At 69.1% G+C, this 22,940-nt stretch carries 23 protein-coding genes; 11 read left to right on the top strand and 12 right to left on the bottom strand.

Translation table 11 applies throughout. The features are described from left to right. Window positions 1-28: 28 nt before the first annotated feature. Window positions 29-1,261, bottom strand: coding sequence for a flavodoxin-dependent (E)-4-hydroxy-3-methylbut-2-enyl-diphosphate synthase (gene ispG, locus VFK57_12480; protein ID HET7696521.1), 1,233 nt, complete (start codon window positions 1,259-1,261; stop codon window positions 29-31). A gap of 133 nt (window positions 1,262-1,394) precedes the next feature. Between ispG and VFK57_12475 the strand changes: the two genes are divergently transcribed. After that, a complete protein-coding gene (locus VFK57_12475; GenBank protein ID HET7696520.1) occupies window positions 1,395-2,333 on the top strand; it encodes a hypothetical protein in 939 nt (312 codons plus the stop codon). Between the two features lie 59 nt (window positions 2,334-2,392). Here VFK57_12475 and hemL read toward each other — a convergent pair whose 3' ends face one another. Genes hemL through VFK57_12460 form a run of 3 tightly spaced genes read right to left on the bottom strand, consistent with a single transcriptional unit; the run spans window position 2,393 to window position 6,406 of the window. After that, on the bottom strand, window positions 2,393-3,688 hold the full coding sequence (hemL, locus tag VFK57_12470) for a glutamate-1-semialdehyde 2,1-aminomutase (protein HET7696519.1): 1,296 nt from the start codon (window positions 3,686-3,688) through the stop codon (window positions 2,393-2,395). 20 nt (window positions 3,689-3,708) lie between these two features. After that, the gene (locus VFK57_12465; protein HET7696518.1) at window positions 3,709-4,989 is read right to left on the bottom strand and encodes an ATP-binding protein; all 1,281 of its coding nucleotides are present in this window, start codon (window positions 4,987-4,989) and stop codon (window positions 3,709-3,711) included. Window positions 4,990-5,026: 37 nt separating this feature from the next. Next, window positions 5,027-6,406: a sigma-54 dependent transcriptional regulator gene (locus tag VFK57_12460; GenBank protein ID HET7696517.1), complete on the bottom strand. Its 1,380-nt coding sequence runs from the start codon at window positions 6,404-6,406 to the stop codon at window positions 5,027-5,029. Window positions 6,407-6,849: 443 nt separating this feature from the next. Between VFK57_12460 and VFK57_12455 the strand changes: the two genes are divergently transcribed. Next, window positions 6,850-8,004, top strand: a complete 1,155-nt coding sequence (locus tag VFK57_12455) for a SpoIIE family protein phosphatase (protein HET7696516.1) — start codon at window positions 6,850-6,852, stop codon at window positions 8,002-8,004. A gap of 18 nt (window positions 8,005-8,022) precedes the next feature. Here the strand turns inward: VFK57_12455 and hemB are convergent, their stop codons facing one another. From hemB to VFK57_12420, 7 genes are all read right to left on the bottom strand, one after another. Next, complete coding sequence (hemB, locus tag VFK57_12450; GenBank protein HET7696515.1) at window positions 8,023-8,988, bottom strand: porphobilinogen synthase; 966 nt, start codon at window positions 8,986-8,988, stop codon at window positions 8,023-8,025. Window positions 8,989-9,001: 13 nt separating this feature from the next. Then, window positions 9,002-10,540 (bottom strand): uroporphyrinogen-III C-methyltransferase, encoded by a 1,539-nt coding sequence (cobA, locus tag VFK57_12445; GenBank protein ID HET7696514.1) that lies wholly within the window; start codon window positions 10,538-10,540, stop codon window positions 9,002-9,004. A 6-nt stretch (window positions 10,541-10,546) separates the two neighbouring features. Continuing rightward, entirely contained in the window at window positions 10,547-11,449 is a 903-nt protein-coding gene (hemC, locus tag VFK57_12440) for a hydroxymethylbilane synthase (protein ID HET7696513.1), read from the bottom strand. Continuing rightward, window positions 11,446-12,726: a glutamyl-tRNA reductase gene (gene hemA, locus VFK57_12435; GenBank protein HET7696512.1), complete on the bottom strand. Its 1,281-nt coding sequence runs from the start codon at window positions 12,724-12,726 to the stop codon at window positions 11,446-11,448. Before hemA ends, hemC begins: the two co-directional genes overlap by 4 nt. 80 nt (window positions 12,727-12,806) lie before the next feature. Next, on the bottom strand, window positions 12,807-13,634 hold the full coding sequence (gene ccsA / locus VFK57_12430) for a cytochrome c biogenesis protein CcsA (GenBank protein HET7696511.1): 828 nt from the start codon (window positions 13,632-13,634) through the stop codon (window positions 12,807-12,809). Between the two features lie 4 nt (window positions 13,635-13,638). After that, the gene (locus VFK57_12425) at window positions 13,639-14,583 is read right to left on the bottom strand and encodes a VWA domain-containing protein (protein ID HET7696510.1); all 945 of its coding nucleotides are present in this window, start codon (window positions 14,581-14,583) and stop codon (window positions 13,639-13,641) included. Then, entirely contained in the window at window positions 14,580-15,473 is an 894-nt protein-coding gene (locus VFK57_12420; protein HET7696509.1) for a VWA domain-containing protein, read from the bottom strand. The genes VFK57_12425 and VFK57_12420 overlap by 4 nt, the downstream gene beginning before the upstream one ends. A gap of 45 nt (window positions 15,474-15,518) precedes the next feature. Between VFK57_12420 and VFK57_12415 the strand changes: the two genes are divergently transcribed. The 9 genes from VFK57_12415 to VFK57_12375 all read left to right on the top strand — a co-directional run bounded on the left by VFK57_12415 (window position 15,519) and on the right by VFK57_12375 (window position 22,274). Continuing rightward, window positions 15,519-15,764 (top strand): hypothetical protein, encoded by a 246-nt coding sequence (locus VFK57_12415; protein HET7696508.1) that lies wholly within the window; start codon window positions 15,519-15,521, stop codon window positions 15,762-15,764. A 62-nt stretch (window positions 15,765-15,826) separates the two neighbouring features. Then, a complete protein-coding gene (locus VFK57_12410) occupies window positions 15,827-16,078 on the top strand; it encodes an AtpZ/AtpI family protein (protein ID HET7696507.1) in 252 nt (83 codons plus the stop codon). After that, the gene (locus tag VFK57_12405) at window positions 16,066-16,449 is read left to right on the top strand and encodes a hypothetical protein (GenBank protein HET7696506.1); all 384 of its coding nucleotides are present in this window, start codon (window positions 16,066-16,068) and stop codon (window positions 16,447-16,449) included. Before VFK57_12410 ends, VFK57_12405 begins: the two co-directional genes overlap by 13 nt. Beyond that, window positions 16,450-17,409, top strand: a complete 960-nt coding sequence (gene atpB, locus VFK57_12400) for a F0F1 ATP synthase subunit A (protein ID HET7696505.1) — start codon at window positions 16,450-16,452, stop codon at window positions 17,407-17,409. A 44-nt stretch (window positions 17,410-17,453) separates the two neighbouring features. Next, window positions 17,454-17,678: an ATP synthase F0 subunit C gene (locus VFK57_12395; protein ID HET7696504.1), complete on the top strand. Its 225-nt coding sequence runs from the start codon at window positions 17,454-17,456 to the stop codon at window positions 17,676-17,678. A gap of 10 nt (window positions 17,679-17,688) precedes the next feature. After that, window positions 17,689-18,192 carry a F0F1 ATP synthase subunit B gene (gene atpF / locus VFK57_12390; GenBank protein ID HET7696503.1) on the top strand — a complete coding sequence of 168 codons (504 nt, stop codon included), beginning with the start codon at window positions 17,689-17,691 and terminating at the stop codon, window positions 18,190-18,192. A 41-nt stretch (window positions 18,193-18,233) separates the two neighbouring features. Next, on the top strand, window positions 18,234-19,148 hold the full coding sequence (locus VFK57_12385; protein ID HET7696502.1) for a DMT family transporter: 915 nt from the start codon (window positions 18,234-18,236) through the stop codon (window positions 19,146-19,148). A gap of 38 nt (window positions 19,149-19,186) precedes the next feature. Next, complete coding sequence (locus VFK57_12380) at window positions 19,187-20,188, top strand: fatty acid desaturase (protein HET7696501.1); 1,002 nt, start codon at window positions 19,187-19,189, stop codon at window positions 20,186-20,188. Window positions 20,189-20,345: 157 nt separating this feature from the next. Continuing rightward, window positions 20,346-22,274 (top strand): PQQ-binding-like beta-propeller repeat protein, encoded by a 1,929-nt coding sequence (locus tag VFK57_12375; GenBank protein ID HET7696500.1) that lies wholly within the window; start codon window positions 20,346-20,348, stop codon window positions 22,272-22,274. Window positions 22,275-22,368: 94 nt separating this feature from the next. Here VFK57_12375 and VFK57_12370 read toward each other — a convergent pair whose 3' ends face one another. Further along, window positions 22,369-22,929: a class I SAM-dependent methyltransferase gene (locus tag VFK57_12370; GenBank protein ID HET7696499.1), complete on the bottom strand. Its 561-nt coding sequence runs from the start codon at window positions 22,927-22,929 to the stop codon at window positions 22,369-22,371. Window positions 22,930-22,940 lie beyond the last annotated feature (11 nt).

Genomic DNA, 22,940 nt, shown 5'->3' with positions numbered 1-22,940 from the left:
GCGATCGGGTGATCGGGTGATCGGGCGATCAGCGAACGGCCGCTTCCTTGCGCGGGAACTTCGACGCGACGTACTCGTCGACGAGCTCGCGGAAGGCGCGATCGAGTTCCTCGTAGGTGCCGCGGAGCGTTGCGGTGTGATGACCGTCGATGAACACGGGGCAGCTCGGTTCCTCGCCCGTACCCGGCAGGCTGATGCCGATGTTGGCGGCCTTCGACTCGCCGGGCCCGTTGACGACGCAGCCCATCACGGCGAGGGTCATGGTTTCGACCCCTTCGTACCGGGTCTTCCACTCGGGCATGCGCTCCCGGATGTAGCCCTGCGTCCGCTCGGCGAGCTCCTGGAACGTCGTGCTCGTCGTCCGTCCGCAGCCGGGGCAGGCGGTCACGCTCGGCGAGAACGAGCGCAGCCCGAGCGCCTGGAGGAGCTCGCACGCCGCGTAGACTTCTTCGCGGCGGTCGCCGCCCGGGCGCGGCGTGAGAGACACGCGGATCGTGTCCCCGATTCCTTCGTTCAGCAGGATCCCCATTGCCGACGCCGACCAGACCAGCCCCTTCGCGCCCATGCCCGCCTCGGTGAGCCCGAGGTGCAGCGGCTGATCGGTGCGGCGCGCCAGCGCGCGATAGACCTCGATCAGGTGCCGCGGCCGCGACGTCTTGCACGAGATGATGATCTGATCGCGGCGCAGACCCGATTCGAGCGCCAGCTCGGTCGACTGCACGGCCGAGAGCACCATGCACTCGTTGATGATTTCGTCTGACGTCCTGCCCAGGCCGCGGTCGGTGTTCTCCTGCATCCTGGAGACGACCAGCTCCTGATTCAGCGAGCCGCCGTTGACCCCGATGCGCACCGGCTTGTTGCGGTCCCGGGCCACACCGCAGATCGTCACGAACTGCTCGTCGCGCCGACGGCCGGTGCCGACATTTCCCGGGTTGATGCGGTATTTGTCGAGGGCGTCCGCGCAGGCGGGAAATCGCGTCAGCAGCAGGTGGCCGTTGTAGTGAAAATCCCCGATCAGCGGGGCGGTCACCCCGGCGTCGAGCATCCGCTGCTTGATTTCCGGCACGGCCGCTGCGGCTTCGGGCACGTTCACGGTGACCCGGACCATCTCCGATCCGGCCTCGACCAGCTCGATGCACTGGCGCGCGGTGGCCGCCGCATCGGCCGTGTCGGTCATCGTCATCGACTGCACGACGACGGGCGCGCCGCCGCCCACCTGGACGCGGCCGACTTTCACCCCGACCGTCCTGTGCAGTTTCAACGTCTCCATGTACTGGTAATGAGACGATCATACCACCCGGCTCCAGCCCATCTATTGGGGTTTGGGCCGGTTTCGCGCGGCGCTACATTTGCAGTGCAGGCGCCAAAGAAGGAGCTTGAGACAGATGAAGGTGATGAAGATTCTCCGGCCGGTGCTGGTCGTGGCGGCACTGGCCCTCGCCGTGCCTGCCACGGCGCAGACCGTGACCAGCTCGGACATCCAGCGGTTGCAGGACCAGGTCTACGACGCGAGCAACGAAGTGTCGCGGCTGCGCGGCCGCGATCAGCAGCTCGCGGATCGGCTGCAGAACCAGCTCGACGACGTGCGCGACGAGGTGGTGTATCTGCGGGTCAAGCTGCGGAAGGAAGGAAACATCAGCCGCAGCGAGTTCAACGAGGTGCGGACGCGCGTGGACAGCATCCGCGCGGAGGCCCGCGGCGAAGCGGCCCGGCAGGGAACCGGCTCGTTCGGCGCCGGCAGCACCGGCTACGGTTCCAGCAGCACAGGCGGCTACGGCTCCGGGTCGGGAACTGGCAGCGGCATCGGCGACACGCGGCCCACGCAGTCGCCCCGCCGCAACGAAGTTCCGGCCGGCCAGGAAGTGGACGTCCGGCTCGAGCGCGAGCTGAGCTCCGAGACGGCGCAGGTCGAGGACCGCTTCACGGCGACCACGATGGTCGACCTCTACCAGGGCAATGACGTGCTGATTCCCGCCGGCTCGACGATGCGGGGCGTGGTCAGCTCGGTGAACAAGGCGACGCGCACCGATCGCAAGGGCTCGCTGACCGTGGCGTTCGACCAGGTGACCATCCGCGGCCGCAACTATCCGATCCGCGCCACCGTGACGCAGGCGCTCGAGAGCGAAGGCATCAAGGGGGAGGCGGCGAAGATTGGCGCCGGCGCCGGCGTGGGCGCGATCATCGGCGGCATCCTCGGCGGCGCCAAGGGTGCGCTGCTCGGCGTGCTGATCGGCGGCGGCGGCACGATTGCGGCGACGGAAGGGACCAATGTGAAGCTCCCGGCCGGCACCGTGCTCCGCGTCCGCTTCGATCAACCACTGACGGTGCGCTGAGATCTGGAAATGTGGGAATTTGGGAATCTGGAAATCTAGATTTCCAGATTTCCCAATTTTCACATTTCCAAATTCCTGAGGGCGGCGTGAGCCGCCCTGACGGTCTTCTCCACGTCCCGCTCGGTGTGAGCGGCTGAGAGGAACCACGCCTCGTATTGCGACGGCGGCGGGTAGATGCCTCGCGCCAGCATCTGTCTGAAGAAGCTGCCGTACCGCTGGGCGTCCGCGCGCATCGCGGATTCGAAATCGCGCACCGGCGCGTCGGTGAAGAACGGCGTCACCAGCGAGCCGAACGCGTTGACCTGCAGCGCGACCCCCGCGCTGCGGGCGGCGTCGGCCAGACCGGCGGCGAGCTGAGATCCGAGGCGCGCCAGATGCCGGTACAGCTTCGGTGACAACTCCGCGAGCGACCACAATCCCGCCGTCATGGCCAGGGGATTTCCCGACAGCGTGCCGGCCTGATAAACCGGCCCGGCCGGCGCGACGAGCTGCATGAGGTCCGCGCGGCCGCCGTAGGCGCCGACCGGCAGTCCTCCGCCGATGATCTTGCCAAGGCACGTCAGATCCGGCCGGACGCCGAACAGCTGCTGTGCGCCGCCCGGGCCGGCGCGGAACCCCGAGATCACTTCGTCGAAGATCAGCACGATGCCGCGGCGCGTGCAGAGATCGCGCAGCCCGGCGAGAAAGCCTTCGCGCGGCGGAACGACGCCGATGTTGCCGGCGATCGGTTCGACGACGACCGCCGCGACCTGCCCGGCGTGCTGGTCGAGGACGCGTTCGACCGAGCCGAGGTCGTTGTAGCGCGCGAGCAGCGTATCGGCGGCGGCGGCCGCCGGGACGCCGGGACTCGTGGGCACGCCGAGCGTCAACGCGCCCGATCCGGCCTGCACGAGGAACGCATCCGCGTGCCCGTGATAACAGCCTTCGAACTTGACGATGCGATCGCGCCTGGTCGCGGCGCGTGCGACGCGAACGGCGCTCATCGCCGCTTCGGTCCCCGAGCTGACGAAGCGGACGCGCTCCATCGACGGCATCAGCATCGCCACGCGCCGGGCCAGCCGGGTCTCGAGGTCGGTCGGCGCACCGAAGCTGGTGCCGCGCGCCGCGGCAGCGCCGAGCGCCTTCAGCAATCCCTTCGGCGCGTGGCCGTGGATGAGCGGCCCCCACGACATCACGTAGTCGATGTACGTGTTGCCGTCGGCGTCCTCGATGCGGGATCCCTTGCCGCGCGTGATGAAGAGAGGATTCCCGCCAACCGCCTTGAAGGCGCGCACCGGACTGTCGACGCCCCCCGGCAGTACGCGCGACGCGGCGGCGAAGAGGCGCTCGGACTGTTTGTATCGACCCCTGGGCATCTTCGCAGCCTAGCACCGTTTCACATCGGCAGCCTCAGCACCGCGCGGCAGCCGCGCGCGCCGGCGCGGTTCTCCAGACCCAGCGACCCGCCGTGCGCCTCGGCGATCTGCCGGCTCAAGGCCAGGCCGATGCCGGAGCCCTGCGGCTTGGTCGTGAAGAACGGCACGAACAGATTCGACGTATCGGGCAGGCCGGGACCTTCGTCCTCGACCGTGACCTGCAGGTCGCCGTCGACCCGCGTCCAGTCGATCCACACCTTGCCGCCGGTCTCGAGCGTCGCATCCACGGCGTTGCGGACGATGTTGATCAGCAACTGCTCGAGCTGATCGGGGTCCGCCTCCACCTGGACGTCGCTGGTGGCGCGCACCTCGATCGGCAGGCGGTTCTCCAGCTCGGCGATCCGGCGCGCGAGCGGCAGTATCCGGATCGGCCGTTCCTGCGGCTTGGGCAGCTTCGCCAGCTGCGCGTACTGGCGGAGGAACCGGCCGAGCGCGCCCGAACGCGTCTCGATCAGGTTCAGCCCGTCCTGGATCTCGGCGGCGCGCGGCACGTCGGGGATGCGCGAGATCATCCGCCTGATGCTGTGCGCGATCGACTTGATCGGCGTGAGCGAGTTGTTGATCTCGTGCGACAGCACGCGGACGATCCGCTGCCAGGCGAGCTGCTGCTCCTCGCGCAGCGCCCGGCTCAGGTCGGCGAAGACCAGCAGCTGGTGCGGCTTGCCGTCGCGGTAGAACGTCGAGCGCCGCAGCTCCAGCCGGGTGCCGGCGCCGAACACTCCTTCGACGAGCCGTGGGGTCTCGCCGGCGAGATAGGTGTGCAGCCGCAGCCCCCCCGCATCATGGCCAAGCATCTCGGGCCCGCGCCGGTTCAGCAGCCGTTCCGCCGCAGGGTTGGCGAGGACCAGATTCTCGTCCATGTCGAAGGCGAACACCGCGACGTCGATCGCCCCCATCACGCTCGTCAGCAGGGCCGTGGATTCCACCGCCTCGGACCGCTGCCGCTGCAGCGTGTTGCCGAGCGAATTGATCTCCTTCATCACCAGATCCGCGGCGCTGCCCGGCTTCGCGCCGGTGCCGCGGATCGAGTAGTCCCCTTCGTGGAGCGCGCCGAGCAGGTTGGCGGCGAGATACAACGTGCGCGTCACCATCTGGAACGCCGCGGTCGCGCAGCCGATCCACACGAGGAGGATCACCGCGGCAAGCGTCGAGCGCACCTCGAAGCTGTAGTTCTGTCCCCAGATGATCCACGTCAGCGCGAGCGCCGCGGGAAGGCCGCCGAGCAGGCAGAGCCCGAACACCGCCTGCTCCAGGCTCCAATGAACTCTCGCCGATCGGCTATTCGCGGACGCCATACTGCTGCAGCCGGCGATAGAGAGCGCTGCGGCTCATCCCGAGCTGTTCAGCCGCGAGCCGGACGTCGCCGCTGTGCCGCGCCAGGACCTTCTCGATGAACACACGCTCGGCCTCCTCGAGCGACAGATCGTCGATCGCCGCCGTCTCGGCTCCCGCGCGCGTGCGCAGGCTCAGATGCCGCGCGGCAATCGTCGCCGCCGCCGGATCCGCCATCAGCACCGCGCGCTCGATGCTGTGCGCCAGCTCGCGCACGTTGCCGGGCCAGTCGTGCGCGTCGAGCAGGGCCGCCGCGTCGCTGTCGAATCCCGCCAGCGGTCTGCGGTAGCGGGCCGCGTAGATGCCGAGGAAGTGCGCCGCCAGCGCGCGGATGTCCGGCCGCCGCTCGCGCAACGGCGGCAGGTGGATGACGACGGTGTTGAGGCGGTAGAGCAGGTCCTCGCGGAAGCGGCCGGCAGCGATCTCGGCATGCAGGTCCGCGTTGGTCGCCGAAATCACCCGCACGTTGACGTAGCGAACGCGCGACGATCCGACGCGCGCCATCTCGCCGGTCTGCAGCACGCGCAGCAGCTTGGCCTGCAGCCGCATCGGCATGTTGGCAATCTCGTCCAGGAACAGCGTCCCCTCGTCGGCCATCTCGAAGCAGCCGATGCGATCGACGCGGGCGTCGGTGAACGCCCCCTTGACGTGGCCGAACAGTTCGCTCTCGGCAATCCCTTCCGCCAGCCCGCCGGCATTCATCATCACCAGCGGCTTGCCGCGGCGATCGCTGTGGGCGTGCACCCAGGCGGCGACGACCTCCTTGCCGGTGCCGTGCTCGCCGGTGATGAGGACGCTGGCGTCCGACGGCGCGATCCGCTCGATGGTGTGGCGGATCTCGGCGATCGCCGGGACGTCGCCGATGAACGGCGGCGTGGCGCCGCGCTGGAGCCGCGCGTTGGCTTCCTGCAGGCGCTGGTTGCGCCGCACCGCCCGCCGCAGCTCGATCTGCGTCCGCACCGCGACCAGCAGCCGCTCGTCGTCCCACGGCTTCTCGATGTAGTCGCGCGCGCCGCGGCGCATCGCCTCGACGGCGCCCGCCACGCTGCTCCATGCGGTCATCACCAGCACCGGCAGCGTCGGGTCGAGCGCGCGGATGCGCTGGATCAGGTCGAACCCCTCCTGTCCTGAGGTCGTATCGCGCGTGTAGTTGAGATCGAGGATCGCGAGGTCGAAGTCGGCCGCCTCGAGGCGGTCCAGCGCCTCGGCGGGCGAGCGCGCCGCGCTGACCTCGTAGCCTTCGTCCGCCAGCAGCAGCCGCAGCGCGTCGATCACGTCCTGTTGATCGTCGGCGATCAGGAGCCTTACGGGGGTAGTGTCGGGCATCTGTCCGGTAGTTCGGGTTCTACGGGTTCTACGGGTTCTTCGGGTTCTACGGGTTCTTCGGGTTCAGGTTCTCCGGTTCTCTGGTTCTCGGTTCGGGTTCTCGGGTTCTCGGGTTCTCCGGTTCTCCGGTTCTCGAGTTCGACGAGTACTGTGGTTCCATAGGTTGCCGCGCTGAGGGCTCCGGCGTCCAGAACCCGGAGAACCCGAGAACCCGAGAACCCGAGAACCCGAGAACCCGGAGAACCTGAACCCGGAGAACCTGGAGAACCCGAGGAACCCGAAGAACCCCGAACCAGCCGAGCGCCGGCAAGGCCCGAAACCCAGTCGCGAGATCTGGACTGGCCGTCCCACCGGTGCGACCCGGTGGTGCGGCGCCGAACGAAAATGTCGTCGTTTCCGCCGCGGCCGCATGGTACGTCCCTTGTTCCTGCAAGCTGCCGCGCATGTACAGCAGCATGACCGCCATCCGTCCCCACGCCGCGACCCGCGTGCTGGTCGCCGACGATCAGCCCGACGTCCTCGAGGCGCTGCGCTGGCTGCTCACCGGCGAGGGCTACGAGCCGGAGTTCGTCAGCTCCACCGAGGCCGTGCTCGAACGGCTCCGCGAGCGGTCGTTCGACCTGCTGCTGATGGACCTGAACTATAGCCGCGATACCACCTCGGGGCGCGAGGGACTCGAGCTGATCCCGCAGGTACGGGCCCACGATCCGTCGCTGCCGATCGTCGTCATGACCGGCTGGGGCAGCGTCGACACCGCCGTGGAAGCGATGCGCCTCGGCGCCAGGAGCTTCGTGCAGAAGCCGTGGGAAGACGTCACGCTGCTCGAGATCGTGCAGCGCGAGATCGAGGACGCGCAGGCGGGCAAGCGGCGCGACGCGAAGCAGCAGCGCGAGTTCGAGGACGCGCGGCTGATCCAGCGCGGCCTGCTGCCCGCCGCCATGCCGCACGCCGCCGGCGTGCAGCTCGCCTCGTCCTGGCAGCCGGCCAACGGCGTCGGCGGCGACTGCTTCGACGCGCTGACGTTCGCCAACGGCGGCGTCGGGCTCAGCATCGCGGACGTGGCCGGCAAAGGGGTCCCGGCCGCGCTGCTCATGTCCAACCTGCAGGCCGCCGTCCGCGCGTTCGCCCAGGAAGCGGCGCCGCCTGGCTCGGTGTGCACGAGCGTCAACCGTCTGCTGTGCCGCAACATGGCGAGCGGACGGTTCGTCACGTTCTGTTACGTCCGCATCGATACCGCGGCCCGGCGCCTCACCTACGCCAACGCCGGCCACAATCCCCCGCTGCTGGTGCGCGGCAGCGGCGTCGTCGATCTGCTCGCCCCGAGCGGCACCGTCCTCGGCGTCTTCGCCGAGAGCGCCTACGAGCAGGGAGATTTCACCATCGCTCCAGGCGACCGCCTGATTCTCTACACGGACGGGATCACCGAGGGGCGCAACGACGCGGGTGAGGAGTTCGGCGAAGAGCGTCTCGTCGATGCCGCGTCCCGCCACCGGTCGCTTCCCGCCGAGGAGATGCTCGCCGGGATCCTGCGCGACGTCGAGGCGTTCAACGGCGGCAACTACGAAGACGACGCGACGCTGATCGTGGCGGCGCTGTGATGCTGCGCGCGCGTCAGCTCACAGCGTCCGCGCCGCCTCGCGGGCGTAGTAGGTGATGATGATCTCCGCCCCGGCGCGGCGGATCGAGGTCAGCGTCTCCAGCATCGCGCGCGGCTCGTCGATCCAGCCGTTCCGCGCCGCCGCCTTGAGCATCGCGTATTCGCCGCTGACGTGATACGCCGCGACGGGCACGCCGAACTCCTGCTTCACGCGAGCGATCACGTCGAGGTACGCCACCGCCGGCTTCACCAGGACGATGTCGGCCCCTTCCTCGAGATCGAGCGCGACCTCCCGGAGCGCCTCTTCGACGTTGGCGGGATCCATCTGGTGCGATCGCCGATCGCCGAAGGCCGGCGCCGAGCCCGCCGCCTCGCGGAAGGGGCCGTAGAAGGCGGAGCAGTACTTCGCCGCATACGACATGATCGCGACCGACGAATAGCCGCCGGCGTCGAGCACCTGGCGGATGCGGCCGACGCGGCCGTCCATCATGTCCGAGGGGGCGACGATGTCCGCGCCGGCTGCCGCGTGCGACAGCGCGGCGCGCGCCAGCTCGTCGACGGTGGCGTCGTTGAGAATCTCTTCGCCGTCGAGAATCCCGCAGTGTCCGTGCGAGGTGTACTCGCAGAGACAGACATCGGTCACCACCAGCAGACCCGGCACGTCCTTCTTCAGTGCGCGGACGGCGGACTGGACCGGGCCCTCCGGATCCGCCGCCCCCGAGCCGGAGGCGTCCTTCGATTCGGGCAGGCCGAAGAGCAGTACGCCCGGAACGCCGTCAGCCTTCGCCGCGGCGGCCTCCTTGACGATTTCATCGACCGACATCTGGTACACGCCGGGCATCGACTGCACTGCCGTGCGCCGCCCCTCGCCCGTCGTCGCAAACAGGGGGTAGAGGAAGTTGTCGGGGCTGAGGCGCGTCTCGCGAATCAGCGATCGGAGCGCCGCGGTGCGCCGCAGGCGGCGCGGGCGGTGACGCAGGTCCATAGCGGCAGTGTCCTTACTCGGTACGCGCCGGCTGCGCGCTGAAGTGCTCGACGAGCGCGCCGACCATGTCGGCGATCGTGTAGCGATCGGGCATCACGGTCGTCGTGATGCCGAGCTGCTGCGCCGCTTCCGCCGTCACCGGTCCGATCGATGCCACGACGGTGGTCCGCAGCAGGTCCGCGGCCTGCTCCTCGCCGAAGATCCGGGCGAAATTCTTCACCGTGCTCGCGCTGGTGAACGTGACCGCGTCGATCTGCCGATCCAGGAGCATGCGATAGATGTCGTGATCGGCGTCGCGATCGCCGGCGGCGAGCAGCGTGCGGTAGGCGACGACCTCGCTGACTTCGGCCCCCGCCTCGCGCAGCTGATCGGCCAGCACTTCGCGGGCGATGTCGGCGCGCGGCAGCAGGAAGCGCAAGCCCTTGAGCGGACCGCTGCCGCGCAGCGCGTCGATCACCGCTTCCGATCGCGCCTCCGCCGGGGTGAGATCCACGCGCAGGCCGTATCCGGCGAGGCGCTCGGCCGTGGACGGCCCGATCGCGCACAAGCGGACGCCCTTCAGGTCGCGAATGTCGCCCGACGCGAGCAGCCGCTGCATGAACGAGTCGACCGCGTTCGCACTGGTGAACACGATCCACGCGTACTCGCCGGCCTCGCGGCACGCGCGATCGAGCGCCTCGACGTCCTCGGGCGCCGCGATGCGGATGGTCGGCGCCTGAATCGCTTCGGCGCCGCACCCCTCGAGCATCTCGACCAGCTCGCCCGCCTGCTCGCGCGACCGCGTGACGACGATGCGCTTGCCCGAGAGCGGACGTGCGTCGAACCACCGCAGGTGCTCGCGCAGCCCGACCACCTTGCCGATGACCAGCATGGCGGGCTCGGAGGCGCGGGCGCGTCCGCCGATCGTGCCGAGCGGTGCGACGATCGTTTCCTGCGCCGCCAGGCTGCCGCTGTAGATCAGCGCCGCCGACTCGTCCGGCGAGCGGCCGTTGGCGAGGAGGGCGTTGACGATCGCCGCCACCTGCTTCGCTCCCGCATGGCAGACCAGCGTGCCGTCGATGCCGGCCAGCCGCTCCCAGTCCACCTGCGGCGCTTCGTCGGTCTCGGCTTCGTGGCCGCGCACCAGTGTCACCGTGTCGCCGGCGCCGGGGTAGGTGATCGGAATGCCGGCGTACGCCGGAACGCCGATCGTCGCCGGGATGCCGGGCACGACCTCGAACGGGATCCCCTGCTCGTGCAGGAACAGCGCTTCCTTGCCGCCGCTGTCGAACACGAACGGATCGCCCCACTTGAGGCGGACGACGGACTTGCCTTCGCGCGCCTTCTCGACCAGCAGCAGGGAGATCGCGTCCTGGTCCATCGGCCGGGGCGCCGCCGGGCCCACGTCGATCTTCTCCGCCTCGGCGCGGGCCGACCGGAGCAGCCGCGGGTGCACCTGATGGTCGTAGACGACCACGTCGGCCGTCTCGAGCCGGCGCAGGCCCCGGACGCTGATCAGGCCCGGGTCGCCGGGCCCCGCACCGACGATGAAGACGCTGGGGCTCTTCTCCATGCGCTTCTATCGTAATGAATTCAGGATGTCGATGGCGCCCGCCTCTGCGAGCTCGGCGGCAAGCCGTCGTCCGAGCGCCGCCGGCTCCGCGGCCGCCCCGCGGATGCTGCGCCGCGCCTGGCGCGTCCCGTCCGGGGTGGTGACGATCCCGTGCATCGACAGGCCGGCCCCCTCGTGGATCGCGATCGCGCCGAGGGGAAGCTGGCAGCCGCCGCCCAGCGCCTCGACCACGGCGCGCTCCGCGTCGAACGCGGCCGCGGCCTGCCGGTCGCCGATCGTGCCCCACACCGCGTCCCGTGCGTCATCGGCACGTGTTTCGATGGCAATGATCCCCTGGCCGGGAGCAGGGATGCACTCGTCCGCGGGAATCGCTTCGGTGATTCGCGCGGCGTAGCCGAGCCGCGTCAGGCCCGCGACGGCGAGCACCAGCGCGTCGAATTCGCCCGCGTCGAGCTTGCGCAGCCGCGTGTCGACGTTGCCGCGGACCGGCAGGAAGCAAGCCCTCGACATCCGCGCCGACAGCTGCGCCGCGCGGCGCACGCTGCCGGTGCCGATGGTGCGCGCCGAGCGCAGCGCCTGCCCCTGCCGCGCGACCAGCGCGTCCCGGGGGTCCTCCCGCGGCAGCACCGCCGCGACCGCCAGCCCGGAGGGAATCGCGACGGACATGTCCTTGGCGCTGTGCACCGCGAGATCGATCGTGCCCGCGAGCAGCGCGTCCTCGATTTCCTTGACGAACAGCCCCTTCCCGCCGGCTTCGGAGAGTGGACGATCCTGGATGCGATCCCCCGTGGTTCGAATCGTGATCAGCTCGGTCGCGTATCCGCGGGCCGCGAGCAGCGCCGCGACGGCGTTGGCCTGCCAGAGCGCCAGCGCGCTGCCGCGAGTCCCGATGCGGAGCGTGGTTCTCACTCGTCGTTGCTCTTCGTGGACTCGAGCGCGAAGAGGCGGTGAACGGCGTCGGTATAGGTCACCGCGAGATTCTCGTCGCGGGTCGACTTCAACTGTTCGGTCGGCGTGAGCAGCAGCTTCTCCACGAGGAGATGCGTCACCTCGTCGACGCGCGCCCGCGCCTCCGGGCTGAGCGCCGCCAGCTTCGACTCGAGCCGCTTCAGCTCCGCCTGGCGGATGGCGTCGAACCGCTCGCGCAGCGCGATCACGGTGGGCAGCACCTCGCGCGACTGCATCCAGGCGCGGAAGCGGTCGACCTCCTCGCGCACGATCGCCTCGGCGCGCTCGATCTCGGTGGCGCGCCGCGACAGGTTCTCCTGCACGATCGTCCGAAGGTCGTCGATGTCGTAGAGGAACACCTGATCCAGCTTCGCCACCGCGGGTTCGACGTCGCGCGGCACCGCGATGTCGATGATGAAGAGGGGCCGGCCGCGGCGGGGCCGCATCGCCTCCTCGACGCGCGTCCGGGTCAGCACCGCCTCCGTCGCGCCCGTCGCGGTGACGACGATGTCGGCGGCGCTGAGCGCGTCGGTGACGCGGTCCCACGCCACGGCGCGTCCGCCGAGCTGGCGGGCCAGCGACTCGGCGCTCTCCAGCGTGCGGCTGGCGACGGTGAGCTGCTTCACGCGCTGCGCCTGCAGGTGCACGCCGGTCAGCTTCGCCATCTCGCCGGCGCCGAGAACCAGGACGCTCAACCCCTTCAGCTCGCCGAAGATCTTCTTCGCCAGCGCGATCGCGGCGTAGCTCACCGATACCGCGCCCTCGCCGAGCCGGGTTTCGCTGCGCACCCGCTTGCCGACCGTGAACGCGGACGTGAAGAGCCGGTTGGTCAGCGCGCCGGTCGTCTTCAGGCCGGCGGCGGCGGCGTAGGCGCTCTTCACCTGGCCGAGGATCTGCGGCTCGCCGACGACGAGGGAATCGAGCCCGGCGGCGACGCGGAAGAGATGATCCGCCGCCTCCGATCCCCGGTACATCACGACGTGCGGCGCGACCGCGTCCCAGGGGACGCCGTGGTAGTCGGCGATGAAGCGGCCGCACGACTCGGCCGCCGCGTCGGAGGAGGCGGTGGCGTAGATCTCGGCGCGGTTGCAGGTCGACAGCACCACCGCTTCGCGCGCCAGCTTGCGCGCGCCCAACGCCTCGAGCGCGGCGTCGAGGCCGCGGCGCGAGAAGTCGAGGCACTCGCGCAGTTCCACCGGCGCCGTGCGGTGACTGATGCCGACCGCGAACAACCGCATCACGAAATTTGGAAATCCGGGAATCTGGAAATTTGGAAATTCCAGATTTCCAAATTGCTGAATTTCCACATTTCCAAATCCTAGAAGTTGTGGCTCCGGGTCAGGAAATACCCGACCGGCACCAGGTTGAGCAGGACCACGACGAACGCGAGCGCGGACAGCCACGCGGCGCGGCGGCCGCTCCAGCCGATCGCGCGCCGGGCGAACAGCGCGAACGAATAGATCCCCCACGAGAGGAGCGCGACGAGAATCTTCGGGTCGCCGAATGACATCGCCTGCGCCCGCGGATCGGTCGAGCCGCCGAGCTGGGTCGCCCACAGCCCGCCGATCACCAGCCCGCAGGTGAGGAACAGCCAGCCCACGATGACCGCGCGCGCGTTCATCGCGTCGAGCGTCTGCAGCGAGGGCAGCCGCGTGTAGAAGAAGCCGAGGTGCTTCGCCTTGATCTCCTTGAACAGCAGCACGTAGGTGATGCCGATGGCGAAGGCCAGCGCGAAGCTCGCGTAGGCGAGCAGCATCGACAGCACGTGAACCGTGAACAGCGGGCTGCGCAGCAGCGCCGGCCGCTGTGCCGCCTGCGGGTCGAGCGCCGGCAGGACGGCGAGCACCGCCAGCAGCGAGGTCACGAACATGCCCATCGCCCGTTCGTCGGTGGTCAGCTCGAGATAGAGATAGGCCAGCGCCAGCAGCCACACGAACGCCGACACTGCGGCCGTCGTGCCGACGAGCGGCGCGAAGCCGGCCTGCATCGTCTGCATCCCGATGACGAAGGTGTGGGCGAGGACGGCGCCGCCGAGCAGTCCCGACGCCAGCCGTCCGGTGGCCGGATTGCGCCGGCTGAAGTGCGCGACGTAGGCGGCCGCGGCGGCCGCGTACAACAGGACCGGCAGCCAGGACGTGATGATCACGCCGTCAAGACCCGGTCGGCCCGTAGTAACCCAGTTTGGTCCTGGCCGAGGTGTTGGGACGGACCAGGCGGACCTGGATGCGCCGCCAGGCGCCGTCGCGTTTCGGGTTGCCCGAGGAGTAGGCCAGCGAGTACTGGCTGGAGAGCTCGTCCCAGATCGTCTGGTAGATCTTCGGCAGCTCGCGCGCGTCGGTCACGAAGAAGGCGCGTCCGCCGGTCTCGGTGGCGAGCTGCTTCAAGACGAATTCCGCTTCCTTGAACTCCCGCCGCGCGATTTCGCCGGCGCGCAGCCCGATGGCGTAGATCGCGGTCTCGGACCGTTTCGCGAGATCGAGCACTTCTTCGAACTCGATCAGGCTCGACGTGTCGTCCCCGTCCGACAGCAGCACGATGGCCTGGCGGCGGATGTCCGAGGCGCCGGAGGCGCGGACCTTCTTCAGCTCCTTCAACGAGATGTAGATCGCGTTGTAGAGCGACGTCGATCCGTTCGGCGTCGTCTGCCGGATCGCCTTTTCCAGCGTGGCGGCGTCGCTGGTGAACGCCTGCAGAATGCGGACCTGGCTGTCGAAGTCGATGACTTCCGCCTGGTCGTCCTTGTGCAGCTGCCTGGCAAACCCGATCGCCGCCTCCTGCGCGATCCCCATCCGCTCGTCCATGCTCGCGCTGGTGTCGAGCAGCAGCGCCAGCGAGATCGGCTGCTGGGTGCGCGAGAAGAAGGTGAGCTTCTGCTTGGCGCCGTCCTCGAAGACCTCGAACTCCTGTTCGGTCAGATCGGTGACGTACTTGCCCGTGCCGTCGGTCACCGTCACGTTGAGCGACACCAGCTCGACGCCGCTGCGGATGCGCTGACCCTGCGCGGCCAGCAGCACCGAGCCGGCGAACGCGAACGCAGTCAGCGTGATCAGGCGTCTCGAGCGATCGCCGAAGGAGGCCGCGAGGCGACGGATCATTTCGGTGCCTTCGGCGCGCGCGTCCGGGCGCGGACGGTGAGGCCGGCCTTGGCGGCGGTGACCTCGATCTTCTCCGGCGGAATCAGCCGCTCGGGACGGGCGTAGGTGACGACGTACTGGTTCTTCAGGTCTTCGGCGACCTGTTTCATCTTGCCGGCGGCGCCGGTGAGGGCGAGGACGTTGTCGCGGCGCCCGCCGGTACGTTCGGTCCCCATCGCCACCACCTGATCGCGGTTCCGGATCTCGTCCGCGAGGCTGCCGCCGGGCTGCCCCAGCGACACGACGTGAAGCGCCGCGCCGCCGGCCTCCAGCTCGTTGAGCACCTGCTCGTAGTGCCGGTTGCTGAACTCGACCGAGTTGTCCATCATCAGCACCACGATGACCGGGCGCGCGGCGTTGCGCTTCTGAAGCCCGCGGCTGACTTCCGCGATCGCTTCCATCAGGTAGGCGCCGGCGCCGGCGCGCGGGAAGATCCGCTTCGCACCGTCGAGCAGCCGCTTCTGATCCTTCGTGTAGTCCACGACGATCGTCGGCCGCTCGCCGAACGTGACGACGGACATCTCGGCCGTGCCGGCGAGTGCGGTGATGAAGCCGTCGACCGCTTCGCGGATGAACTGCGTGGCGCCGGTGGTGGCCTGGCTGTCGTCCACCAGCAGCGCCAGGGTCAGCGGTTCCGTGGCCGGGCCCGCGCTCAGCACTTCGCGCGCGTTGCCGTCTTCCCGCACGCGGAACGCATCCGCGGCGAGACCGGTCACCGGGTCCCCTTTGGAGTCGGCGACGCTGACGTAGACCTGCTGGGTCGGCCGGGTCTGCGCCCCGGCGCGATCGAGACCGGGAGAAGAGAACGCACACGCGGCCGCGGCGGCCAGCGCGGACAGGGCATGTTTCATGGGGGGCCTTCCGGTTCGAGTATAGCCGGTTTATTCTTGCCGCCAGTGTTTCCGCGCGCCCGGACCCGCCGGTTCTACCTCGTCGTTTTGCTCGCGGTTGCCGCGGTGGTGGCCGGGACCGGACTGTACCTCCGCCATCGTGCGATCGCCGCCGCGGCCGCGGCCGCGACCTGCGACACGCCGGCGCCGCCGCCCAGGCCTGCCGCGCCGCCGCCCAAGCTGCCCGGCTTCGAACTGGAAGCCGGCTGCGGCGCGCCGGCGTCGAACGCCGCCGCCCCTGCCGTCAAGTAGCGGCCCCGCCGTTTACTCGCTTTTCGCGCGTACGTTATGATTGCTCGTTTGCGTTCGTCGTAATGGGGAAGTCCAAGAAGGGTCGGCCGTACTCGCTGCACGACACAGCGAAATCCCTGCAGGAGAATGCGACGCGTTCCGCCTCGGTGGCGGGCGCCAGCTACACGCTGATCGGCGCGATCATCGTGCTCGGCGGGTTGGGATACGGATTCGATGTGTGGCGCGGCACGGGCCCGTGGGGCGCGTTCGTCGGGCTGATGCTCGGGATCGTGGTCGGGTTCTACGAGCTGATCAAGATGACGTGGAAGCGGTGATCTTCCGGCCGCTCCCCGTGATGATCGGCGGCAGCCTGATGTCCTGGGGGGGCCTGACGCTGGCCGGCGCCGCGGACTTCAATCCGGAACTGGCGATCGGCATGGCGGGACCGCTCACGAGCGCGAGCGCCACGTGGTGGTTCGTCGCCCGCGCGCACGCGGCGTCGCCCCAACGGGTGACCGGCGTGCTCATGGTGGGGTTCATCGCCAAGATGCTGTTCTTTGGCGCCCTGGTGGGGTTGGTGGCGGTGCTCGGGATGCGCCCGCGGCCGTTCGTGGTGAGTTTTGCCGTCTATTTCATCGCGCTGCACGCGCTGGAGGCGTTCTACCTCCGGCGGCTGTTTGCGGGCGCGGAACCTGTAGCACGCTGAATGTTGCAACCGACCGAAGCCCAGCACGCCGCGGAAGCCGCGCAGCACGCCGCGACCGCCGCCGAGGGCAAGTTCAACGCCGCTGAGACCATCATCGGCCACGTCGCCAACAGTCCGCTGGATCATCCGCTCATCCACCTGCCCAAGGTCATGGGCATCGATTTCTCCGTGACCAAGCACGTGCTGATGCTGTGGATCGTCGCCGCGCTCCTCTTCGTCGGCATCACGTGGATCGTGCGGCGCTACCTGCGCAGCGCGCCGGATCGTCTCGTGCCGACCGGCGCGGCCGCGGCGCTCGAGGGGGCGGTCGAGTTCGTGCGCGACTCCATCGTCCAGCCGAACGTCGGCCGCAAGTGGGTGCGGACGTGGACGCCGCTGCTGCTCACGCTGTTCCTGTTCATTCTCGGGTCCAACGTCGTCGGGCTGATTCCGGCGTTCGACCTGGTCGCCCTGCTGCAGCACACCGTGCTGCACCTGCCCGAGGAGTCGTTCTTCGCCCGCGTCCTGCACGGCGGCACGACCGCGACCGGCAACTTCAACGTCACCGCCGCGCTGGCGACGATCACGTTCTTCGCGATCATCGTGGCCGGCTCGCGCGCGCACGGCTTCGTCCAGCACTGGGTCAACCTCGCGCCCAAGGGGCTGGCGTGGCCGCTCTACATCATCCTGATTCCGATCGAGATCATGGGGATGTTCGTCCGTCCCTTCGCGCTCACGATGCGACTTGCCGCCAACATGACCGGCGGCCACATCGCGCTGCTGGCGATCCTCTCGTTCGTGTTCATCTTCGCGGAGATGTTCGGGCGGGCGACGGCGGGCATCAGCGTCGGCATCGTGCTGTCGCTGCCGCTGGCCGTCGGCATCTCGGCGCTGGAGATCATCGTCGTCCTGGTGCAGGCGTACGTGTTCACCCTGCTGACCGCGGTGTTCATCGGGATGGCGATTCACGCGCACCACTGAGTTCGAACACTGACACTGACACTGACACGATAAGGAGAAGGTTAATGGGAATCGCATTCATGGGGGCCGGACTGGGTCTCGGTCTCGTGGTCATTGGCGCCGGGCTCGGCATCGGCAGGCTCGCCGCGGGCGCGGCGGAAGCGATCGGCCGGCAGCCGAGCGCCGCCTCGCAGATCACGGGCGCGGTCAACCTCCCCTTGTTCCTGCTCGAAGGCGTGGCGATCCTCGCGGAAGTGTTCGCGCTGCTGATCGTGCTGCTCAACCGCTAGGAGCTGAGCGATGAACCCCCTGGTCCAGCCCGATCCCGGGCTCTACATCTGGACCATCGTCACGTTCCTGATCCTGCTCGGGCTCCTGGCGCGCTTCGCCTGGCGCCCGCTGCTCGACGCGCTCGAGGCGCGGCAGGAGGTCATCCGCAAGTCGCTGGATGACGCGCGGCAGGCGCGGCAGGAGCTGGAGCAGGTCAAGACCGAAGCGGCGCGCCTGATGTCGGAGGCGCGCAGCGAGGCGAACCAGATCGTGTCGCGGACGCGTTCCGACGCCGCCGCCTTCGCCGAAGAGATGAAGGTCAAGGCCCGCGCCGACGCCGACGCGCTGGTCAAGCGCGCCGAGCGGGAGATCGAGATGCAGGCGTCGCGCGCGCTGGAGAACATCCGCCGCGAGACCGTCGAACTCTCGGTGGCGATCGCCTCCAAGATCCTGCGGCGCGACATCTCGAAGGAAGACAACGAACGGCTGCTGAACGACACGCTGAAGGAGATGCAGTCCCGGCTGCCTCACTGAAGGCATTCACCGTTTCCCGCCTCGACGGGCTGCTGCTCCTGATGACGCTCATCTGGGGCACCAACTACGCGCTCGTCAAGACGGCGTTTCGCGAGCTCGATCCCCAGGCCTTCAACGCGCTGCGTCTGATCGAGGCCTCGGCCGTCATGGTCGGCGTCAACCTCCTGGTGCGGCGCTACCGGCCGGCCGTCGCCGATCAGGCGGGCGGCGAGATCGCCAGCATCTTCCACACGCCGGCACAGGTGACCGGCGGCGACTGGCTTCGCCTTCTCTGGCTGGGGCTCGTCGGCCACTGCCTGTATCAGTACCTCTTCATCGGCGGCCTCGCCTACACGAGCGTGGCCAACGGCGCCCTCATCGTCGCGTCTTCGCCGATCGTGATCACGCTGCTCTCGACGATGACCGGCACGGAGCGCATCGGCGCGCTGCACTGGGCCGGAACGGTGCTGTCCTTCCTCGGCATCTACATCGTCGTCGGGCGCGGCGCGCACGTGAGCGAGGCGTCGCTGCGCGGCGACCTGATGCTGCTGGCGGCTGTCTTCTGCTGGGGGCTGTACACCATCGGCGCGCGGCCGCTGATGGCGCGGCACTCGCCGGTGGGCGTCACGGCGCTGTCGATGCTGCTCGGGACGCTCATGTATCTGCCGCTCGCCGGAGGCCCGCTCTCCCGCGTGGCGTGGGCGGATGTCAGCGCGCTGACCTGGATCAAGCTGGTCTACTCCTCGCTGTTCGCGCTGTGCGTGGCCTACACGATCTGGTATGCCGCCGTGCGCGAGATCGGCAGCGCGCGAACGTCCGCGTACTCGAACCTGCTGCCGATCGTCGCCATGGTGACGGCGTACCTGTGGATAGGCGAACCGCTGGGTCTGGACAAGCTCGGCGGCGCCGCCGCGGTCCTGGCCGGGGTGGCGCTGACCCGGCTCGGCCAGCGCCGGCTCCAAATCCCAGCGGAGTGAATCCCCAATCCCCGCGCCGTGCGACAATCAAGGGGATCGTGAAAGGCCATTACTACTCCCAGCACGCGGGGGCGCTTCGTGCTGAGCTGGGCTCTGCCATTTCGCGCGACGAGATGCGGGAGCTGCACCGGAAGGAGCCGCTGCGGCATTTTGCCGTCGCCGCGCGCCAGTTCGCCATCCTTGCCGCCGCGACGTGGGCGCTGATCCGCTTCGAGCACCCGTTGATCTGGATCCCGATCGCCATCGTGCAGGGCTTCACGGTGTTCAACTTCACGATCCTGCTGCACGAAGTGGTGCATCACACCATCTTCGAGCGCCGGCGTCCGCGCCTGGAGCGGCTGCTCGGACTCCTCTACGCCATTCCCAGCGGCATCTCGGCGAGCCAATTCACGCGCTGGCATCTCGATCACCACGCCGAGCTCGGGTCCGACGAGGACGATCCCAAGCGCCATCACCTTTCGCCGAAGGTGAACGCGCGCTGGTACAAGCTGCTGTACTGCACGCCGGCGTTGTTCCCCATCTACTTCCGCGCCGCGCGGCGCGAGGCGTCCACCTACCCGGCGGCGCTGCAGCGCGCGATCGCCGGGGAGCGGCGGCTGTCGCTGCTGTTCCACCTGTCGGCGCTCGCGTTGATCTGGTACGGGTTCGGGTTCTATGCCGCGCTGCGCGCCAGCATCATCCCCGTCTTCTTCGTCTTTCCGGTTGCCTTCACGTTGAACCGGCTCGGGCAGCACTACGACATCGACCCGACCGATCCGGCGAAGTGGGGCACGCTGATGCGCGGCCACTGGTTCTGGGACTTCGTGTACCTGAACTCCAACTACCACCTGGAGCATCACTACTTCCCCGGCGTGCCGTTCTACCGGCTGCCGCAGGTGCAGCGCGCGCTGCTGCCGTTCTACGAGCGGAAGAAGATGCGCTGGCGGACGTACGGCGAGCTCGTGTACGGTTGGCTGGTTGAGAACCACGCCCCGCACACCGACTGGAGCCGCACCCCGAGTCCGCCGCCGCGCGTCACTGCGGAGATCCATTTTCCTTAGCCGCGGCGCGCTGCTCTCGGCCGCGCTGTTCTGCGGCGCGGGGTACCTGACCGCCGCCGCGTATTCGCAATCCGCCGCTCCTCGTGCCGTCTGGTCGTACGGCGGCGCACCCGATCAATCGCGCTATTCCGCGCTCACCCGGATCAATCGCTCGAACGTGCAGTCGCTGCGCGTTGCCTGGACGTACGACACGGGCGAGACCGGCGGGCTGCAGACGCAGCCGATCGTGGCCGGCGGCACGCTGTATGGGCTGACGCCGAACCACAAGGCGTTCGCCCTCGATGCGGCGACGGGCCGTCATCTCTGGACGTTCGACTCCGGCGTCCAGAGCCGCGGCGCCAACCGCGGCGTGACGTTCTGGCAGGGGCCGTCAGGTGAAGGCGCCCGCGTCTTCGTCGCGGTGGACACGTTCGTCTACGCCGTCGACGCGGCCACCGGGAAACCGATCGCCACGTTCGGCAGCGGCGGCCGGATCGATCTGCGCCAGGATCTCGGCCGCGACCCCGAAGCCCAATCCGTGCGCCTGACGACGCCCGGCGCGATCTATCGCGATCTGTTGATCGTCGGCGGCCGCATCTCCGAGGGGCTGCCCGCGTCCCCCGGCGACGTCCGTGCCTACGACGTGCGGACCGGCAAGCTGCGCTGGTCGTTCCACACCATTCCGCATCCAGGGGAGCCCGGTCACGAGACGTGGCCGGCCAGCTCGTGGACGTACAACGGCGCCGCGAACAACTGGGCGGGGATGGCGGTGGACGAGACGCGAGGGATCGTCTACGTGCCGACCGGATCGGCGTCCGCCGATTTCTACGGCGCCAACCGCGCCGGCGACAACCTGTTCGCGAACTCGCTCATCGCGCTCGACGCCGCGAGCGGGCGGAAGCTGTGGCACTTCCAGACGGTGCGGCATGACATCTGGGATCGCGATCTGCCGTCGCCGCCGAATCTGGTGACCGTGCGGCACGGCGGCCGGACGATCGACGCGGTCGCGCAGACGTCGAAGCAGGGGTTCATCTTCCTGTTCGATCGCGTCACCGGCCGCCCGCTGTTCCCGATCGCGTACCGCCGGTTTCCGCGCAGTTCCGTGCCGGGTGAGCGCGCGTCGGCGACGCAGCCGATTCCGGCGCGGCCGCGCCCGTTCGCCCGCCAGCAGCTCAGCGAAGCCGATGTGACGACGCGGACGCCCGCGGCGCATGCTTGGGCGCTCCGCGAGTTCCGCACGTTCAGGAACGGCGGCCTGTTCGCGCCGCTCGCACTCGGCGCCCCGACGGTGGTGTTCCCCGGCTTCGACGGCGGCGCCGAATGGGGCGGAGCCGCGGTCGATCGCGAGACCGGCTGGCTCTACGTCAACGCGAACGATCTGGTGTGGACCGGGGCGCTCGCGCCGGCGGAGGCGCCGGTGAACGGCCGGGCGCTGTACCAGCAGCACTGCGCGTCATGCCATCTCGACGACTTCGCCGGCGCGCCGCCGCAGATCCCGACGCTCGTCGGCATCGGTTCGCGCCGCACAGTCGCGGAGATCACCACGGCCATCCGTACTGGCGCCGGCCGCATGGCCGGTTTCCCGGCGCTGCCGTCCGCCGCCGTGACCGCCATCGTGAACTACCTCGTCACCGGCCGCGCGGAACCGGCGGCGACGGCACCGTCGCCGTCCGCGCTGCCGTATCGCTTCACCGGGTACACGAAGTTCCTGGATCCCGACGGCTACCCTGCGGTGCGCCCGCCATGGGGCACGCTGTCCGCCGTCGACCTGAACACCGGCGAGTACGCCTGGCGGATCCCGCTTGGCGAGTACCCTGCGCTGGTGGAGCAGGGGCTGCGCGATACCGGAACCGAGAACTACGGCGGCCCGATCGTCACCGCCGGCGGCCTGCTGTTCATCGGCGCGACGAACTACGACCGCAAGTTCCGCGCCTTCGACAAGGCCACCGGCGCGCTCCTGTGGGAGACGATCCTGCCCTTCGCCGGCAACGCCACCCCCGCCACCTACGAAGCCGCCGGACGCCAGTTCGTCGTCATCGCCGCCGGCGGCGGCAAATCAGGCGGACCGTCCGGCGGCGTCTACGTCGCGTTCGCGCTCCCTCAGTAACGCACTGCCGCACTGCCGCACTGACGCACTGCGCACTGCCGCACTGCGCACTGACGCACTGACGCACCGCGCACCGCACACTGCGCACCGCGCACTACTTGATCGTCCAGTAATAAATGTTCTTGCCTTCGACCTGCTCGGTCTGTTCCGCCGGCCAGTCGGGGCCCATGTCGAAGGCGTGCGAGACGACCCGCGTGCCCGGCTTCAGCTCCTTCTTCAGCTTCGGCATCAGCTTCACGTTCAGCGAAGGCAGCAGGTAGAGCGTCACGACGGTGGCCTCGCTGAAGTCGCTCGTGAACAGATCCTGGTTCAGGAACCTGACCTTGTCGGTGACGCCCGCCGCCTTCGCGTTCTCGTTCGCCTCCCTGATGCGCTGCGGATCGAGATCGATGCCGACGCCGCGCGCGCCGAAGCGCTGCGCCGCGGTGATGGGAATCCGTCCATCGCCGGAACCGAGGTCGTACACGACGTCCTTGCCGGTGACGTTCGCCATCCTCAACATCGCGTCCACCACGGGCTGAGGTGTCGGGACGTAGAACACGTCCGGCGCGCGCAGCTTGTCCGCCGCGGGCGGCTGCGCAGCGGCCTGCTGCGCCGAAACCGGAAACGCCCACAGGGCGGTCAGGATGGTCACGCCGACGATCGTTTTCCGCATGTATCCTCCGT

This window comes from Vicinamibacterales bacterium, assembly GCA_035699745.1.
Taxonomy (GTDB): Bacteria; Acidobacteriota; Vicinamibacteria; order Vicinamibacterales; family 2-12-FULL-66-21; genus JAICSD01.
This window is presented reverse-complemented; position numbering and strand designations above follow the sequence as displayed.

What these genes read in the sequence shown, in the direction of transcription:
- VFK57_12475 (HET7696520.1), top strand. Translation starts at nt 1,395, where the DNA reads ATGAAGATTCTCCGGCCGGTGCTGGTCGTGGCGGCACTGGCCCTCGCC.
- hemL (HET7696519.1), bottom strand. Translation starts at nt 3,688, where the DNA reads ATGCCCAGGGGTCGATACAAACAGTCCGAGCGCCTCTTCGCCGCCGCG.
- VFK57_12460 (HET7696517.1), bottom strand. Translation starts at nt 6,406, where the DNA reads ATGCCCGACACTACCCCCGTAAGGCTCCTGATCGCCGACGATCAACAG.
- VFK57_12455 (HET7696516.1), top strand. Translation starts at nt 6,850, where the DNA reads ATGTACAGCAGCATGACCGCCATCCGTCCCCACGCCGCGACCCGCGTG.
- hemB (HET7696515.1), bottom strand. Translation starts at nt 8,988, where the DNA reads ATGGACCTGCGTCACCGCCCGCGCCGCCTGCGGCGCACCGCGGCGCTC.
- cobA (HET7696514.1), bottom strand. Translation starts at nt 10,540, where the DNA reads ATGGAGAAGAGCCCCAGCGTCTTCATCGTCGGTGCGGGGCCCGGCGAC.
- hemA (HET7696512.1), bottom strand. Translation starts at nt 12,726, where the DNA reads ATGCGGTTGTTCGCGGTCGGCATCAGTCACCGCACGGCGCCGGTGGAA.
- VFK57_12425 (HET7696510.1), bottom strand. Translation starts at nt 14,583, where the DNA reads ATGATCCGTCGCCTCGCGGCCTCCTTCGGCGATCGCTCGAGACGCCTG.
- VFK57_12420 (HET7696509.1), bottom strand. Translation starts at nt 15,473, where the DNA reads ATGAAACATGCCCTGTCCGCGCTGGCCGCCGCGGCCGCGTGTGCGTTC.
- VFK57_12410 (HET7696507.1), top strand. Translation starts at nt 15,827, where the DNA reads ATGGGGAAGTCCAAGAAGGGTCGGCCGTACTCGCTGCACGACACAGCG.
- atpB (HET7696505.1), top strand. Translation starts at nt 16,450, where the DNA reads ATGTTGCAACCGACCGAAGCCCAGCACGCCGCGGAAGCCGCGCAGCAC.
- VFK57_12395 (HET7696504.1), top strand. Translation starts at nt 17,454, where the DNA reads ATGGGAATCGCATTCATGGGGGCCGGACTGGGTCTCGGTCTCGTGGTC.
- atpF (HET7696503.1), top strand. Translation starts at nt 17,689, where the DNA reads ATGAACCCCCTGGTCCAGCCCGATCCCGGGCTCTACATCTGGACCATC.
- VFK57_12385 (HET7696502.1), top strand. Translation starts at nt 18,234, where the DNA reads ATGACGCTCATCTGGGGCACCAACTACGCGCTCGTCAAGACGGCGTTT.
- VFK57_12370 (HET7696499.1), bottom strand. Translation starts at nt 22,929, where the DNA reads ATGCGGAAAACGATCGTCGGCGTGACCATCCTGACCGCCCTGTGGGCG.